Raw genomic sequence first — 13,763 nt, forward strand, 5'->3', positions numbered from 1 at the left:
CTCTCATCGCTTTCCGAAAGCCCTCTGGACGTCGCCGCCGCCGAGCAGGTCGGCCCGGCTGCGGATCTCTTCAGTCAGGAAGTCGCCATACCGGCCGCCGTCGGAGCGGATCTCCAGCACGATGCGCCGCTCTCCAGCGGCGCCCGCCGTCGCGCCGGCGCCGGCCATAGCCAGCCCCGGCATGCCCGCCCCGGGGAGCGCGAGGCCCGCGCCGAGGGCCTGTTGCGCGGCGGCGAGCATGCCGCCCGCCGCGTGCGCCACCGTGGCCTGCTCGCCCGTGATGCCGGCGGCGAGCGCCTGGCCGATCGACTGCCCGCTGTAGAGGACCCACCCCTTGCCCGAGAAAGGGCCGGTTTTCGCGGGGCTGAAGGGGAAGAAGTCGCGCGCCTTGCTCACGATGCTGCTGACCGCGTTGGCGATGTCGCCCGCGCGGCTCGTGATGCCGTTGATGAAGCCCTGCACCAAGCTGCGCCCCGAGTTGTACAGGGTCGATCCGATGTTGCCGAGCGCCCGCCCGGCACGGCCAGGGAGTCCACGGACCCACTCGACCGCCTTGGCGACCCCGTCCCGCACGGCGGTGATCATCTGTGACGCGGCGGTGCGCGCCGGGCCCGCTACTGCGGACACCAGCCCGCCAAGGGCTGAGAGCGCCTTGCCAGGGAGCCCGGCAAACCACCAGACGATGGCGTTGACCAGGTCGGGAATGATGCTGTTCCCGACGAGCAGGTTGTACAACCAGGAAAAGGCATCGGCGATGCCCTGCGTCAGCCACGTGACGGCCGCGATCGCGGGCTGCAACGCCGTCTGAAGCCCAGCCAGGATCGCCACAATGCCGGAGATCGCCGGGACCACAACGTTCGTGATGACGCCCGTCGCGAGCCGCAGCCAGAGAGACGCGAGCTGCACGAGCACCGGGAGCAGCGGCAGGATCGCCGGCAGCAGCGCGGACACGAGCTGCACGCCCAGCAGGGTGATCTGCGGCAGGAGCGGCGCGATCGCCGTGAGCACCTGCCCGACGGACTGCCCGAGCTGCACGAACAGCGGAGCGAGGACCGGCACCACCGGGATGAGCATCTGGAGCATGCTGAGGGCCTGTGCCGCGCCCTGCTCCACCAGCTCAACCATGACGCTACTCAGGCCCTTGATGACGGGTTGGAGGGTGGAGCCGAGCATCGTCGCGACCTGCTGCACCACCGGCGCCAGCGCCACGAAGACGCTGGTGATCGCGGCCAGCATCGGCGAGAGCGCCGGCAGTAGCGCCGCGACAAGCTGGCCGATCACCGGCAACAACGGCGACAGGGCCACCACAAGCGCACCGACCGCCTTCGCGGCGGCCTGGAGTACGGGACCGAGAGCAGCGATGATCGGCCCGAGGGCGGCGCCGAGCGCCTTGATCAGCACCTGCGCCGGAGGGCCGAGCGCGGCGAACACCGGCCCAAGCGCGCTGAGGGCGGACGCAAGGAGCGGCGCGGCGGTGCGCGCCAGAGTCGCAACGGTCTCGAAGATCGCCCGCAACCCGGCCTGGACGGCCGGCGACGCGAACGCATCCGCGAGCGCCCCCGTGATCTGCTGGAGCACCTGGATGAAGGAGCCGCCCGACGCGTTCGCCGCAGAGAAAATGCTGCCGACGATGGAGAAGACATTCCTTGCGACGTCGACGAGGTCGCCGATGACGACGATCGCCTGTTCGATCGCCCGCCGCATGCCGCCGCTGTTGAACGCCGCCGTCATCTTCTCTGACAGGCCAGTGAACGCGTCACCGGCCCAGCCCGTGAGGTGTGAGAACGCCGGGGCGGCTGCCGCACCGATCTGCACCAGCCCGGTGACGACCTGCCCGGGTATCGACGCCATGTTCGCCAGGCCCGCGTTCGCGCCCTGGATCGCCTGGCCGAGGGTCCCGGACCGGCCGAGCCCAACGGCCGCAGATCCGATGCCCTTCGCCATCCCATTGAGGGCGCCGGCCGAGTTCGTCAGCCCAGTCCGGAGCACGGGCAGCGTGTGCTTGCCCATGGCCTTCAGCGTGCCGTCGAGGCCCTTGAACAGCCGGTCTTGGACCGCCTGCTGCAAGCCCTTGAACGCCGGCTGCATGGTGCGGATCTGCCCGACGAACGCACGCGCGTTGGGTGAGAGCTTCTTGAGGGCCTCGGCGTACGCCTGCGGATCGGACGGGTCCATCGCGGCCGAGACGGCGTCCCCGACCCCCTGCATGCCGATCTTCAGCGCCTTGGACGCCAACTGCACCGCGATCAGGCCCGTCACAGCGACTGCCGCCGCCGGGGCGATGTTGCCCACCGTCGCGGCGAGCCCGGCGGCCACCGGGACCGCCGCGCCGAGCCGGCCGGCGACGGCGCCGATCGACATGGCCACGCCGCCGATCGCGGGCCCGGCGGCGGCAAGGCGGCTGAAGTCCAGGGCGCCGACGCGCTCGGCGACGCGGTTGACCATGCCCGCCAGCGAGGTGCCGAGCCGGCCGGCCTCCTCGCGGAGGCGTGCGAACCTCGCGCGCATCGTCCTGGACTGGGCGTCCGCGACGCTGCTGTACACCGTGACGATCCGGGTACCGGCCCGCTCAGCGTCGGAGAAGCCGTCCGCCAGGGCGTTGCCCATGACCTCGGACTCGCGGATGAAGCGTCCGGAGAGGTCGCGGAGGCGCCCGGCGGTGTCGAGGCGGAAGCCCTCCATGCGGAGCTGCGACCTGGCAATGCCGCGCTCGAAGTCCGAGCCATCCGCGCGGATGTAGCCGACGAGGTCACCGATCGTCATGGACGACATGCCGCACCGCCTCCTTGGTGGTCAGCCGCGGAGGGCGGCGCGGATCAGATCCGGGTCGTCGACGACGTTGAGTTCGTCACCGGCGACGCGGCGGAACACGGACTCAGGCGACAGGCCGTTGAGGAGGACCCAGAAGCGGCGGCGGGTCAGGCGGACGATGTCGCGCGGCCCGATCCCGTACTCCCGCTGGAAGTCCGCTTCGACCGCCCACCACCAGCGGTGGACGGCTTCTTCTGCGCGGCTCGGCGTGCGGCCCGATTCGCCGGCTGCGCCGGCGCTTTTCCCGGGTCGTCACTGGTCAGCGCCTCGTACGCGTCCCGGAACGTGAAGTCGCGCTGACCGCTGCCCTGAGCCATGCCCCACGTGAGTACGGTCATGAGGCCGATCGTCCCGATACCGGCCGCCTCCCACTGATCGAGAACATCGGGCCCGAACAAGGCGTCGACCAGCTCCGCAACGTCCTCCCTCTCAGAGGACTCGGACAGGTCCGCCAAGCGCTCCTGGAACCCGAACGGCACATCCGTCGGCACCTGGACGCGAACGCCTTCGATGACCTCGGTACGGTCGCCGAAGACCTCCTTCTTGAAGCTGTCCCACGACTCCGTCTTGCGGGCGGTCATGCGATGGCCGCCGTGGTCGACGGGCCGGAGCGGGTCACGGTGACGGACCACGACGCCTTGTCGTTGTTGCCGCCGCCGGTGTCACCCAGTTGGAAGTGAGCCTTCGGCCACACCTCCCAGGTGGTGTCACCAGGAGCGGCGAACCTGAAGCCGCACAAGGAGGCATTGCCGAGCCGTTCGGCCTGCGCCTCGATCAGCGCCTGAGCCGGGTCCAGGGCGCCCGTGACCTCGTCCTTCAGCCGGAGCCCCTCCAGCGTCAAGGACTTGCCGATCTGCATGTTCTGGGACTCGGCTTGGCCCTGGCTGCCGAACGTGGTGGTGTCCGTAGTTTCGTACTCGTAGCTCTTGGTGAAGGTGGTGATGCCGCCTTCACCGCTCCCGTTCTGGGAGGTACGGAACTCCAACCAGGTGCCCGGGTTGTTGAAGTCCTCGACTGCGAACCTGCAATCGCGGGCGTTGTACTTGATCGGTGCCATGTCTCCTCCGGGGCATGACGAAGAGCCCGGCACCGGTCGGCGACGGGCTGAAGTGTGTAAGGGGGGTCAGGCGCGGTGCGCCGTGCGGTTGACGATCTCCATGCGGAAGTTCGCCACGTGCTCGTGCCGGGCGTTCTGGTCGACGCCGAGGGAGCCCACGCCGCCGGACAGCGCCACCGCGAGGATCAGCGTCGTGCCGTCCGGCAGGACCACCGGCCCGAGGCCGTGAAGCTCACTGCGGATCCGCGAGCACAGGGCGCGGGACACGCGCGGGTCGCGCCCGCCTCGGACGCGGACCTGCATGCGGGGCTCGTCGTACGGCAGCAGCGAGTCGGGCTCGGTGCCGTCGTCGTACAGCGTCAGCACCGTCACGACGTCCGGAGTGGACGGCATCGATTCAAGGAAGCAGGTCCCGGACACGCCTGCCGGGTCGTACTGGACGATGCCGCGGGCGGCGAGGTGCTGCGCGATGCCGTCGAGGAGGTCAGCCACGAAGCCACCTCCCCAACGGGACCGCCATCATCCTCAGAACCACATCCCGTTCGCGGTTCATGGGGATCTCCAGGTACTTCGCCGACCTGCCGGGGGCGTGCTTCCAGGTCAGCTCCTCGTGTTGCCTCACGGCGTACACGGTGTCGAAGGTGATCATCCCGTCCATCGGCGTGATCATGTTGACGCGGCCGGAGCGCTCAAGGGTGCCCTCGTCCAAGGGCACGATCTTCCGGGCCTCGCCCAGGACGTGTTCGAGACCCTTCTGAAGCCCTTCGGACGCGAGCCGGCGCCCGCGCGACGTCCACTGGCGGCGGGCATCACCCGGCCGGAAGCGGGTGTACTGCGGCATCGCGCACCTCCTAGAGCAGTTGGACTTCCAGATGGGACGGCACCGGGAGCTTGCCGCCGTCCCTGCGGAGCGCGGCGATGACGGTCGTCTGCCGGCCCGAGGGCAGGGTCACGCGGGACTCCGCCGGGCACACGGTGTCGAGCTGGGCGTAGAAGGTCGACGTCGAGGTGACCTCCTGCCCGTCCGCTGCCCGGACCGTGCGGGTCTGGTCGTCGAGGAAGCACCGCACGGTGGTCGCCGGCCCGTACTGCGGCCCGTACGCGCTGTCCCCTATATAGGGGGACACCGTGACCGTGTGCTGGAGCAACCAGCCGGGGACTCTCACGAGACCACCAGCCCGATCGTGAGGATGTCCGGGGTGAGGTCGGGCGACCGCAGGTGATCCCAGACGGCCGGCGCGATCTGTCGCCCCGGCGCGTCGTCCCCGCTGACCGCGGTGACCGACCGGCTGAGCTGGACGGAGCCGATGCTCACGGAGCCCCAGCCGACCCCGGCCGCACCGGTCGTGTCTCCGACCTCCTCGCCCCACTCGGCCTGTGCGCACGTCGCGTCGGCGAAGGCGCTGCGCACGAGCGGGTTGCTGGGGTAGCCGTCCGGGTCCGTCTCGTACCAGCACAGCCGGAACACCCGGGACTCCAGCAGCCGCGATGCGTACGCCAGCAGCCGGCCGACGTCCGCCGGAGCGGGGCTGCCGGTGTACTGCTCGTACTGGGCGCTGGTGGCGAAGATCCGAGCCACCGCCACCACCCCCTACGCGCTGGTGCCGATGATGACGATGTCGTACGTGACCGCCGAACCGGCCGCGCTGTTGGCGACCTTCAGCAAGTCGGCGGTCCCCGCAGTCACGGCGTAGGCGGTCGCGTCCGTCGCGCCGGCCATCACGCCCACGGTCGCGCCGGGGCGCAGCGTGATCGTCCCGGTCGCGCCGAGGAGGGTGGACCACGCGTTCGCGGTCGCGTTCCCGACGACGACGTTGTTCGCGTTGGCCGAGGCCGCGCCGATGAACAGGCCCTTGATCTTGGCGAAGGTGATCGCGCTCCCGTAGACGTCCAGCAGCGTCCCCGCCAGGTCCAGATCCTCCGTCGCCGACGCGGCCAGGGTGCGCCGGTCGTGGAACACCTTGTCGGCCATGCCCGCGGCCGTGCCGGACTCCAGGTGCACACCGCGCCGGAAGTCCAGCGGATCCGACACCACCGTCAGATCCTGCGCCTTCGTCTGCCGCACGAACGCGCTCATCCCGAAGTCACTGACCACCGGCACCGGAGCCACCTCCTGCCTTCCTCGGCTCGCGCTTCGTCTTCAGCTCCGCGGGCTCGTCGACGCGCCGCCACCCGGACGCCGGATCTGCGGCCAGCGCGGCGTACCGCTCCGCATCCTCCGACCCGGGGACCGGCTGCACCCGCTCCGCGACGTGCGGCCCTGAGCCGCGCTCATAGATCGCCATGCGGCATCACACCTTCAGCCCGGTCAGCACGCCGTGCGCCCGCTCGTTGCCGTACTCCAGCCCGGTCTCGCCGTACAGCTGGACCTCGTCGCTCGCGCCGGTCTTGGCCAGCGGCTCCTCGAACAAGGTCCCCTTGCCCGGCACGTTGAGGAACACGGGCCGGCACATCTCCAGCGACGCCACCGTGATGGTGTCCTGCGGCAGGTGCCTGTCCATCATCACGTTGAGGGTCCCGAAGTCGGTGACGATCGTGTCCACCGCGACGCCGCCGACGGTGCGGGACGTCTCGTGGTACTGCCCGTACGCCGAGGCGAACGCCTTCGTCAGGGCGCGCCGCTGCGAGGAGTTCACCACCAGCGTGGCGGTGCCCTGCTCCGAGATGCCGCCGTTGTCGTACACCATCTGAAGCAGGTCCGACACGTGGTCGGTCGTCAGCGCGGTCGCCCACGGCTTGGTGAACGCCAGGGTCGCGGTGCCGAGGGTGATCGGCGCGCCGCCCGCGGACGTGGAGACCTTGAACGTGTCGGTGGTGATCTGGTCGACGTAGTAGGCGCGGCCGGCGACGACGCCGGTGGCGGCCCCGGTCGCGGTGAACACGACGCGGTCGCCGTCGACGAGGCCGTGTGCGGTGGAGGTGATGGTGTCCGTCGCGCTGGTGGCGCCGGTGACCGTGGTGCCCTTCGCGATCCGGTTGGTGGTGATGGCCTGGAGCAGGCCGCGGGTGCGGCGCGCGTTGGCGTTGGTGGTCGGGTTGGCGAACGTTCCGTTCAGGTACGACCAGTTGATGTCCAGGGCGAGACTCTTCAGGGCCTGCTCGACCTGCCAGTCCAGCTCGTTCGTGACGGGGTTCGAGCCGGCCGCGCCGCGGTAGGGGGCGGCGGTCGGGGTGGCCAGCATGCCCATGGTGGCCTGCTTGGTGTAGGAGACGGACACCTTCTCCTGATGGATCTGGACCACGTTGCGGACGTTGGCCCGTACGCGCTCCTCCGCGGTGGGTGCCGCGGCGCCTTCGACCTTGGTCCGCTGGCCGGGGTCGCGCAGGTCGTAGGTCTGCCACTCGAACTCGGTGCCAGCGGTCATGCCGCCGCCGGTGAGGCCGCCGATCGCGGAGAGGAAGGGCGTGTTCTCCGGGGTCAGGGCGAACAGTTCGCCCACGTAGTTGGGGAGGTCGAATGTGGTGCCCATCCCGGTGATACCGGCCATGGTCGCTCCTTAGGTCTGTGCGGCCTTCTGCCGCTTGAGGGCGATCGCGCGCCGCATGTCTCCCTGGGACAGGGCTTCGGCGATCTGCTTGTCGATGGAGGGCTGGTCGCCGGAGCCTCCGGCGCCGAGGTCCCCGCCCGAGCGGCCAGCGCGCGCTGGGGCGAGCTTGGCGAGCTTCTTCACCGCGGCCTCGATGGCCTTGGTGTCCACCTCGCCGTCGTCGCCGACGAACTGCTTCGTGTCGATGAGGGCGGCGGCTTCGCCGAGGTCAAGCCCGGCGCGAGCAGCGGCAGCCTCGAAGGAGACGGCGGCCAACTTGGCGCCGTACTCGGTGGCGGCGGCCGTGCGGCCCTCCGTCCGAGCGGCGTCAACGGCCTTCTCCTGCTCGGTCATCGCGGCCTTGCGGTGCTTCTCCAGCTCGGTGGCCGCGTTGCTGTTCTCCTTGGCGCGCTTCTCCCACTGGCGGGCCATGGCCTTCCAGTCGGTGCTGTCACCGCCGTCGGCGGCGGGAGCCGGAGGCGCGGGTACGGGTGCGGGGGTGGTGGATGCGTCGCCGCCCGCGCTGCTGCCACCCGCGGTGGGCTCGGCGGCGGACGGAGGGGGAGGGGTGGACATGGAAGCTCCCGTTTCGGGATGGCCCGGTGCCGTGCGGCCCCGGGCATGCGGAAGGCCCCGCCGATGGACGGGGCCCGGATGGTGGTGCGGTCAGTGAAGGTCGATACAGGGCCGGTCGGTGGCCCGTGGGGAGACGCGGTCCGCCGGGCCGTACTGCTGCTCGGCGTCCGCCCGCGCACCTACCATCTGCTGCTCCAAGGCGGCCCGGTCGGCCGGGGACAGTGCCTTGAGGGCGGCCAGGCGCTCACGCAAGGGCATGGCGCGCAGGGTGTCCGGGGTGATCACGGGGCCTCCCTGAGCAGTCCGAGCCGCCGGAACGCGGCGTCGAGGGCATCGGCGATGGGGGCGAAGTCGTCGGGGTCCCAGTATCGGGGATAGCCGTCGACCAAGCCAGTCCCGGCAATCACCTGTTCGCCGTTCGCCGGGTCCCGAGCCACCTCCAGGGCGGACAGGAGACGGCGGTCGCCGGACCGTAGCGCGATCCACTGTGCGTAGGCCCGGCCGAACGCTTCTCTCGGGCTGGAGAGGTAGTCGATGTACTGGTGGTCCACGTCGAGCGTGTACCGGGTGCCGTCAGCACGGACGCGGTCCACGAGCGGGGACCCGTTGTCCATGGTCCCCAGGAAGTCCAGCATGCCGGCCTGCTCGCTGTCCTGGACGGCGGTCCACCATGCATGGAGGGTGCCGCCCGGGCGGATCGCCTCGTCGGTGAAGAACGCCCGGCCGCCGGGGCCGAGTCCGGCATGGTCGAGGAAGTGTCCCAGCTCGTGAGCTGCGGTCAGGGCCGGGGCCTGGCCGTCGGGGTTCAGGGTGATCCGACGGCCGGTGTAGGCACCCTGGTAGCCGGGTCGGGTCTCTGCTTCCAGCGGGATCGGGCGCATCCCGGGCGGGATGGTGTGGACGCGGCCGATCGCGGCGAGCGCGCCGGCCATGGCCGAGCCCGCGGGAGTCTCCGGATCGGCACCGGTCACCAGGTCGGCGGCCAAGACCGCTGTCCGGTCGGAAGGGATGCCCTGGCCGTCGTCTGCGGGCTGCTCGGGCCCAGTTCGGTCCGCTGCCTGGGTTGGGGCTGCGGTCTGGATCTGCTCGCGCTCCGGTTTCCTGCGCAGGTCGTCGTGTGCGGCTACGTGCTCGCGCGCGGCCTTCTGCCACCGTCGTACGTAGGTCGCGGCGCGGCGCCGGTCGGCGTCGCTCATCGCGGCGGCCTGCGTGCGCTTCCAGCGGCGGATGTGCCGCTCGATCTCCCGCTGCCGCTGCGTGTCCTCGTACGACGTGCCGGGGGTGGGGTGGTGCGGTGGCCGGGTCGTGACGCCTGGGAGGTAGGCAGCCAGGGAGTGCCTGCAATTCGGGTGGAAGAGCCCCGCGGCGCGGGCTTCCAGCAGGCTGCCGGCGACGTGCACCACCACGGTGGGGGTACGGCGCAGCAGCCCACGGCGGCCGGGCGGATCGGCGTGCGGGGCCCGGATCGTGTGCGGCCCGGATTGCCCGCCCAGGCTGAGGACTTCGCCTTCCCAACGGGAACACAACGGGCACTCCAGCGGGGCGTCCGACACGATGACCAGCCCCACACCGAGTTCGGCGAGGGCATCGGTGTGCCCTTCGACAGCGGCGCGCGCCGTCACGCTGCGCACCGCCATCTCCGCGTAGGCGGCCATGTCCCAGGAGCGTCCAGCGCGGTCGACGAACCCGGTCACACCGCGGGCAGCGAACTGGTTGAGCGCTCGTTGGGATGCTGCGCGGCGGGTGATGCCGGTCAGCAGTTGCGTGCCAGACGCCGTGGCGGTGATGCGCCGGTACGTGTCCGTCACGGCACGGGTGATCCTCGCGTACACCGGGCGGGTGTCGTCCGCCATCGACGCGGCGAGGCGATCGACTGCGGGCGCGTTCGGCAGCGCCGTGCGGGCCGCCAGTTCGCGGCCGATGTCGAGCGCGCCGAGTTCAGCGACGGCAGCTTGCCGGCCGCGGCCGTACGCCTCGATCAAGGCCCGCCGCACGGCGCCGTTGGTGTCGGTCTCCAGCGCGCGGGCGATCTCCTCGACGGCGTTGCGGAGGTTGCCGAGCGCGGCGAACTTGAGTTCTGCCCACCGCGGCGACTCGATGTCGGCCGCGAGCGCCGCAGCCAGCTTCTCCAGGAGCGCCGTCTCTGCGTCGTCGTAGAGGGCGCGCACCTCACGGGCCAGATCCTCCGCCATCGCTGGGGACACCGGCATTCGGCACCCCCCCGGCTCCGGTCCTGGTCGGGTCGGCGACGTCCCGGCCGGACTCCTGGAGGATTCGCTCCGCTTCCGCCTGCACCTGCTTCTCGTCGAAGCCCGGGTTGGTGAGACGCACCAGGGTCTCCGTCGAGGCGGCCTCGGCGCGTCGCAGCAGCTCCGCCGTGGTGGCCAGCTCTACCGGCCCCTCGGTGACCGAGTCTCCGAACTCGACGCGCGGCGGCTCGGTATCCAGGCCATCGACGCCGAACCGAGGGCCGGCCTCGACCGCCAGGAGCGCGCCGAGGATGTCTGAGATCGCTGGCCGCCAGTACAGGGCCTTGCGTGCCCGGGTGGACAGGCTGCGCCGGTCGCGGGCTCGGATCTCCGTCGCGGTGACCGCCGAGCCTTCGCCCTGCTGCCCGAACGTGGACGCCGAGTAGCCGGCTTGGCGTACGGCTTCGTCTCGGAGCGCGGCGCAGGTCTCGCGATGCTCGGCTACGCGGATCTCGAACTGCACGATGCTGATCGGGTCGGCGTCGCCGGGGCGCGGCAGCATGTTCAGCCCGGTGAAGATCTTCTTCTCTTCGTCCCATGTGGCGCCCTTGCCGGGTCCTGCGGACTGGAGCAGGGAGTCTGCGACGATGACGCGGCCCTTGCCGGTCTGGATGTCCCGCATCCAGGAGCTGTAGGTCTCGTCAAGGGCGTCCATCAGTCCCTCGATGCCCTGGAAGTCCGATTGCCCGAGGTAGGCGGCGCTCGGGATGTGTCGCCAGCCGCGCGCGGGGCGGACGTTGGGGACGTAGGCGGCGGTGAGATGGTCGGGCGCGCCTGTGCCGAGCCCGCCTTCGGCGTCGACTTCGGCGGCGAGGGGCGCGGTCGCCGGATGGTCTGCGAGCGGCCGGGGCGCGCCGAGGCTGGTGAGGCCGCCTTCGTAGAGGCCGTGGTAGATGCGGCCCTTCTCGTGACGCTCCAGGTGCCGGAACACGCGCTGGTCGGTAGAGCTGTCGTTGGGGAGCACGGTCCAGAACGTCACCGCGACGAGCCGGCCGTAGCGGAACTCGGGTACGGCGCGGTCCCCGGCGACGACGTCAATCCACGGCCGGTCGGAAACGTCCTCGTCCCAGACGACGCGTAGGTAGGCGCCGCCGATCGCTGCGCACACCTCGCCGGCTTCGAGAAGGGTGGGGTGGAGCCCGCCTTCGGTGAGCTGGTCGAGCCTGTCCTTCGTCGCGTCGTTGGCGCCGAGCAGCTTCGGGGGCTCGGAGAACAGCAGCTCGCTGCTCGCGCGGGCGATGTCGCCGGCGAGCGGCACGTGAAGCTTCGACCGCTTCTCGCCGGCCGTGGTCGGCTGGCCCCAGAACCAGCGGGCGAGCCGGCCGCGCCACCCGTGCGCGTACTGCGCCGGGCGGTTGGGCGGACCCTCCGTCCGGTAGCCGCGGTCTTCGTACCGCTGCTCCAGCCGGTCCGGGTCAGCCGAGTACCAGGCATCCCAGTCGGCGAGGGCGACTTGGACGCGGAGTGCGGTGGGGGGCCAGGGGGTGTCAGCCGTCGGCAGCGGCATCAGGCACCTCCGGCGTCTCATAGGGGATGGTCAGCTCCGTCATGAGCGGGCAGCCGGCGTGCACTTGCTTTCGCCCGGCGTCGTCCGTGACGTACAGCCGGACGGTGATGCCGCGCTGGGGGTCCACGGTCACCTTCGTGGCGAGGTTGAGGGGGATCCCGAGGGAACTGAGTGCTTCCTGTACCTGCGCGAGCGTCACGCTGTTGGGGAGCCCGTTCACGCGGCGACCTCCAGGAGGGTTGGGATGTGGGGGCGCCACAGGGCCTCGGTCGTGCGCACCCCGTAGCGGAGGGCGTCGCACGAGTGGTCGTCCTGCTTGATCGGAGCGTCTTCGCCCTTCTCCGACTTCTCGTCATCCCAGGAGTAGCCCGGGATCTCTTCCACCAGTCCGCGTGCGGACTCGTGGATGAGGAGCCGGCCGGCGGAGAGGAGCGTGCTCGTGGTGCGGATGCCGTCGAGGACTGAGTTGTCGGCCGGGGTGACGCCGTGGACGCCGTCGCGGTGAAGCTGTTCGATGTAGCTGGCGGCCGACGGGTCGACCACGGTCCACTCGGGCTGGACGCCGATGACGGTGGACTGCGGGTGCGGGACCGAGGCGAGCCAGCGGCGGCGCGCGGCGGAGTACTCGGCGTCGGTCTTCTTCCGGCGCTCGGCGCGGGAGTCCCATCGGTACTCGGAGACGACGTACAGGTTGTGGTCGACGCCGAGGCCGAGGAGGAGGTTGGCGTACGGGTTCGTGGTGCCGTAGTCGATGCTGTCGCACAGCCAGCGGACCATGGGCGGCAGTGTCCGGACGATGTGGCGGGTCTCGTCCCAGGAGTCGTAGATCGCGCCGGATGCCTGCACCCAGTGGCCGAGGATGTTGCGCCGGTAGAACAGGCCGGTGTACGTGGACTTGAGCGAAGCGACGTACTCGGGGTCGAGGAACGGGTTGTCGTCCAGGGTGAAGTGCCACGAGCGGAGCCGGGTTTGTGCGGGTCGCTTGAGGTAGTCCCGCCTCACCCAGTGGCCGGGGTTGTCCGGATTCGTCGTGGTGAAGATTTTTGCGCCCTTGACCGAGCAGCGGGCCACGAGCTGGTCGAAGAACGTCTTCGGGAGCGTCGTCAGCTCGTCAACGTAGCCTCCGGAGCAGGTCATGCCTCGGATCTTCGGCTCTGCCTTGGCGTCGTTGGCGCCCAGGATGTGGACCTGGCGGCCGAGGATCGTGGCGACTGGAGCGAGGTGGTTGGCTACGGTCTGGGTGGCGAGGTCTCCGAAGATCTCCGGGTTGGTGAGCGGGGCGATGATGTTCCGGTAGAGGCTTTCCCTGGTGCGCCCGACCATGACCAGCTCGCCCCCGCGGGGGGCGGTGGATACGAAGTGCAGCCACCGGAGCAGAGACGCGATGGTCTTCCCGGACCTGACCGAGCCTTCCCACACGTTGATGCGGGCCTCGGCCTGGACGATGGAGAGGATCTGCTTGCGGGAGAGGGGGAGCGCGTCAAGGAGACTCACCTTCCGCCTCCTCGCCGTAGGGTTCCGCCTCCTTCGCCAGCTCGGAGAGGCCAGCGAAGAGCTGGCCGAGCATCGATCGGGCGTTCTCGTTGCTCGACTCGGGTGCGGGCGGTACGAGGCGTACGGATTGGGCTGCTGCCGAGGTTGCGGCGGCCATGAGGGCGCGCTTGTCGGCCGCGATGGGTTCGGGGAGGTCGCGGGAGTTGTAGGTGTTGTCCTTGCCGCCGAAGGAGTGGATGGTGGCGGGCTCCCAGACTTGTGCGGAGAGGCGTAGGGCGTCGTCGGTGAGGGCGTCGGCGAGGATGGCGCGCTTCTCGGCGAGCTGTGCCATGCGGTGCTTGGTGGCGACTTCGGTCGCGGCGACATCGAAGACGAGGCCCATCTCCGCAGCGAGGACGCTGACGGTGCGGGTGCCGCGGTTGATGCGGCGGGCGATTTCGTTGCGGCCGTGGCCGGCGGCGTGGAGGTCGCGGATGCTGCGGCGGTCGTCGTCGGTGACGGGCCGGTGTTGGTTCTTGCCCACGCGGCGCACCTCCCGGGGC

Annotated in this window: 17 protein-coding genes; all 17 read right to left on the reverse strand. The window is 70.6% G+C overall.

What is annotated here, in order from left to right; all coding sequences use genetic code 11:
* Positions 1 to 3: 3 nt before the first annotated feature.
* The gene (locus ACH4E8_RS29415) at positions 4 to 2,772 is read right to left on the reverse strand and encodes a hypothetical protein (protein WP_398453840.1); all 2,769 of its coding nucleotides are present in this window, start codon (positions 2,770 to 2,772) and stop codon (positions 4 to 6) included.
* 146 nt (positions 2,773 to 2,918) lie between these two features.
* Positions 2,919 to 3,392, reverse strand: a complete 474-nt coding sequence (locus ACH4E8_RS29420) for a hypothetical protein (RefSeq protein WP_398453843.1) — start codon at positions 3,390 to 3,392, stop codon at positions 2,919 to 2,921.
* On the reverse strand, positions 3,389 to 3,868 hold the full coding sequence (locus ACH4E8_RS29425; RefSeq protein ID WP_398453845.1) for a phage tail tube protein: 480 nt from the start codon (positions 3,866 to 3,868) through the stop codon (positions 3,389 to 3,391). Before ACH4E8_RS29425 ends, ACH4E8_RS29420 begins: the two co-directional genes overlap by 4 nt.
* A gap of 66 nt (positions 3,869 to 3,934) precedes the next feature.
* On the reverse strand, positions 3,935 to 4,360 hold the full coding sequence (locus ACH4E8_RS29430; RefSeq protein WP_398453847.1) for a minor capsid protein: 426 nt from the start codon (positions 4,358 to 4,360) through the stop codon (positions 3,935 to 3,937).
* Complete coding sequence (locus ACH4E8_RS29435; protein ID WP_398453850.1) at positions 4,353 to 4,709, reverse strand: hypothetical protein; 357 nt, start codon at positions 4,707 to 4,709, stop codon at positions 4,353 to 4,355. The genes ACH4E8_RS29430 and ACH4E8_RS29435 overlap by 8 nt, the downstream gene beginning before the upstream one ends.
* A gap of 10 nt (positions 4,710 to 4,719) precedes the next feature.
* Positions 4,720 to 4,995, reverse strand: coding sequence for a hypothetical protein (locus ACH4E8_RS29440; RefSeq protein ID WP_398453852.1), 276 nt, complete (start codon positions 4,993 to 4,995; stop codon positions 4,720 to 4,722).
* Positions 4,996 to 5,030: 35 nt separating this feature from the next.
* Positions 5,031 to 5,447 carry a hypothetical protein gene (locus ACH4E8_RS29445; protein WP_398453854.1) on the reverse strand — a complete coding sequence of 139 codons (417 nt, stop codon included), beginning with the start codon at positions 5,445 to 5,447 and terminating at the stop codon, positions 5,031 to 5,033.
* A 12-nt stretch (positions 5,448 to 5,459) separates the two neighbouring features.
* Positions 5,460 to 5,969, reverse strand: coding sequence for a hypothetical protein (locus ACH4E8_RS29450; RefSeq protein WP_398453857.1), 510 nt, complete (start codon positions 5,967 to 5,969; stop codon positions 5,460 to 5,462).
* Positions 5,953 to 6,153, reverse strand: a complete 201-nt coding sequence (locus tag ACH4E8_RS29455) for a hypothetical protein (RefSeq protein WP_398453859.1) — start codon at positions 6,151 to 6,153, stop codon at positions 5,953 to 5,955. Before ACH4E8_RS29455 ends, ACH4E8_RS29450 begins: the two co-directional genes overlap by 17 nt.
* 6 nt (positions 6,154 to 6,159) lie before the next feature.
* Positions 6,160 to 7,356, reverse strand: a complete 1,197-nt coding sequence (locus tag ACH4E8_RS29460; RefSeq protein WP_398453861.1) for a DUF5309 family protein — start codon at positions 7,354 to 7,356, stop codon at positions 6,160 to 6,162.
* A 9-nt stretch (positions 7,357 to 7,365) separates the two neighbouring features.
* Positions 7,366 to 7,971: a hypothetical protein gene (locus tag ACH4E8_RS29465; RefSeq protein WP_398453863.1), complete on the reverse strand. Its 606-nt coding sequence runs from the start codon at positions 7,969 to 7,971 to the stop codon at positions 7,366 to 7,368.
* A gap of 90 nt (positions 7,972 to 8,061) precedes the next feature.
* Positions 8,062 to 8,229 carry a hypothetical protein gene (locus tag ACH4E8_RS29470; protein WP_398453865.1) on the reverse strand — a complete coding sequence of 56 codons (168 nt, stop codon included), beginning with the start codon at positions 8,227 to 8,229 and terminating at the stop codon, positions 8,062 to 8,064.
* 23 nt (positions 8,230 to 8,252) lie between these two features.
* Complete coding sequence (locus tag ACH4E8_RS29475) at positions 8,253 to 10,181, reverse strand: phage minor capsid protein (RefSeq protein ID WP_398453867.1); 1,929 nt, start codon at positions 10,179 to 10,181, stop codon at positions 8,253 to 8,255.
* Positions 10,141 to 11,727, reverse strand: coding sequence for a capsid protein (locus tag ACH4E8_RS29480; RefSeq protein WP_398453869.1), 1,587 nt, complete (start codon positions 11,725 to 11,727; stop codon positions 10,141 to 10,143). The genes ACH4E8_RS29475 and ACH4E8_RS29480 overlap by 41 nt, the downstream gene beginning before the upstream one ends.
* Positions 11,708 to 11,947, reverse strand: coding sequence for a hypothetical protein (locus tag ACH4E8_RS29485; protein ID WP_398453871.1), 240 nt, complete (start codon positions 11,945 to 11,947; stop codon positions 11,708 to 11,710). The genes ACH4E8_RS29480 and ACH4E8_RS29485 overlap by 20 nt, the downstream gene beginning before the upstream one ends.
* Complete coding sequence (locus ACH4E8_RS29490; RefSeq protein ID WP_398453873.1) at positions 11,944 to 13,221, reverse strand: PBSX family phage terminase large subunit; 1,278 nt, start codon at positions 13,219 to 13,221, stop codon at positions 11,944 to 11,946. The genes ACH4E8_RS29485 and ACH4E8_RS29490 overlap by 4 nt, the downstream gene beginning before the upstream one ends.
* Complete coding sequence (locus tag ACH4E8_RS29495) at positions 13,208 to 13,744, reverse strand: helix-turn-helix domain-containing protein (RefSeq protein WP_398453875.1); 537 nt, start codon at positions 13,742 to 13,744, stop codon at positions 13,208 to 13,210. Before ACH4E8_RS29495 ends, ACH4E8_RS29490 begins: the two co-directional genes overlap by 14 nt.
* Positions 13,745 to 13,763 lie beyond the last annotated feature (19 nt).

It is taken from the genome of Streptomyces sp. NPDC017979, from assembly GCF_044328175.1.
GTDB lineage: Bacteria > Actinomycetota > Actinomycetes > Streptomycetales > Streptomycetaceae > Streptomyces.

What these genes read in the sequence shown, in the direction of transcription:
- ACH4E8_RS29465 (WP_398453863.1), bottom strand. Translation starts at nt 7,971, where the DNA reads ATGTCCACCCCTCCCCCTCCGTCCGCCGCCGAGCCCACCGCGGGTGGC.
- ACH4E8_RS29455 (WP_398453859.1), bottom strand. Translation starts at nt 6,153, where the DNA reads ATGGCGATCTATGAGCGCGGCTCAGGGCCGCACGTCGCGGAGCGGGTG.
- ACH4E8_RS29470 (WP_398453865.1), bottom strand. Translation starts at nt 8,229, where the DNA reads ATGCCCTTGCGTGAGCGCCTGGCCGCCCTCAAGGCACTGTCCCCGGCC.
- ACH4E8_RS29475 (WP_398453867.1), bottom strand. Translation starts at nt 10,181, where the DNA reads ATGCCGGTGTCCCCAGCGATGGCGGAGGATCTGGCCCGTGAGGTGCGC.
- ACH4E8_RS29425 (WP_398453845.1), bottom strand. Translation starts at nt 3,868, where the DNA reads ATGGCACCGATCAAGTACAACGCCCGCGATTGCAGGTTCGCAGTCGAG.
- ACH4E8_RS29435 (WP_398453850.1), bottom strand. Translation starts at nt 4,709, where the DNA reads ATGCCGCAGTACACCCGCTTCCGGCCGGGTGATGCCCGCCGCCAGTGG.
- ACH4E8_RS29415 (WP_398453840.1), bottom strand. Translation starts at nt 2,772, where the DNA reads ATGTCGTCCATGACGATCGGTGACCTCGTCGGCTACATCCGCGCGGAT.
- ACH4E8_RS29420 (WP_398453843.1), bottom strand. Translation starts at nt 3,392, where the DNA reads ATGACCGCCCGCAAGACGGAGTCGTGGGACAGCTTCAAGAAGGAGGTC.
- ACH4E8_RS29480 (WP_398453869.1), bottom strand. Translation starts at nt 11,727, where the DNA reads ATGCCGCTGCCGACGGCTGACACCCCCTGGCCCCCCACCGCACTCCGC.
- ACH4E8_RS29460 (WP_398453861.1), bottom strand. Translation starts at nt 7,356, where the DNA reads ATGGCCGGTATCACCGGGATGGGCACCACATTCGACCTCCCCAACTAC.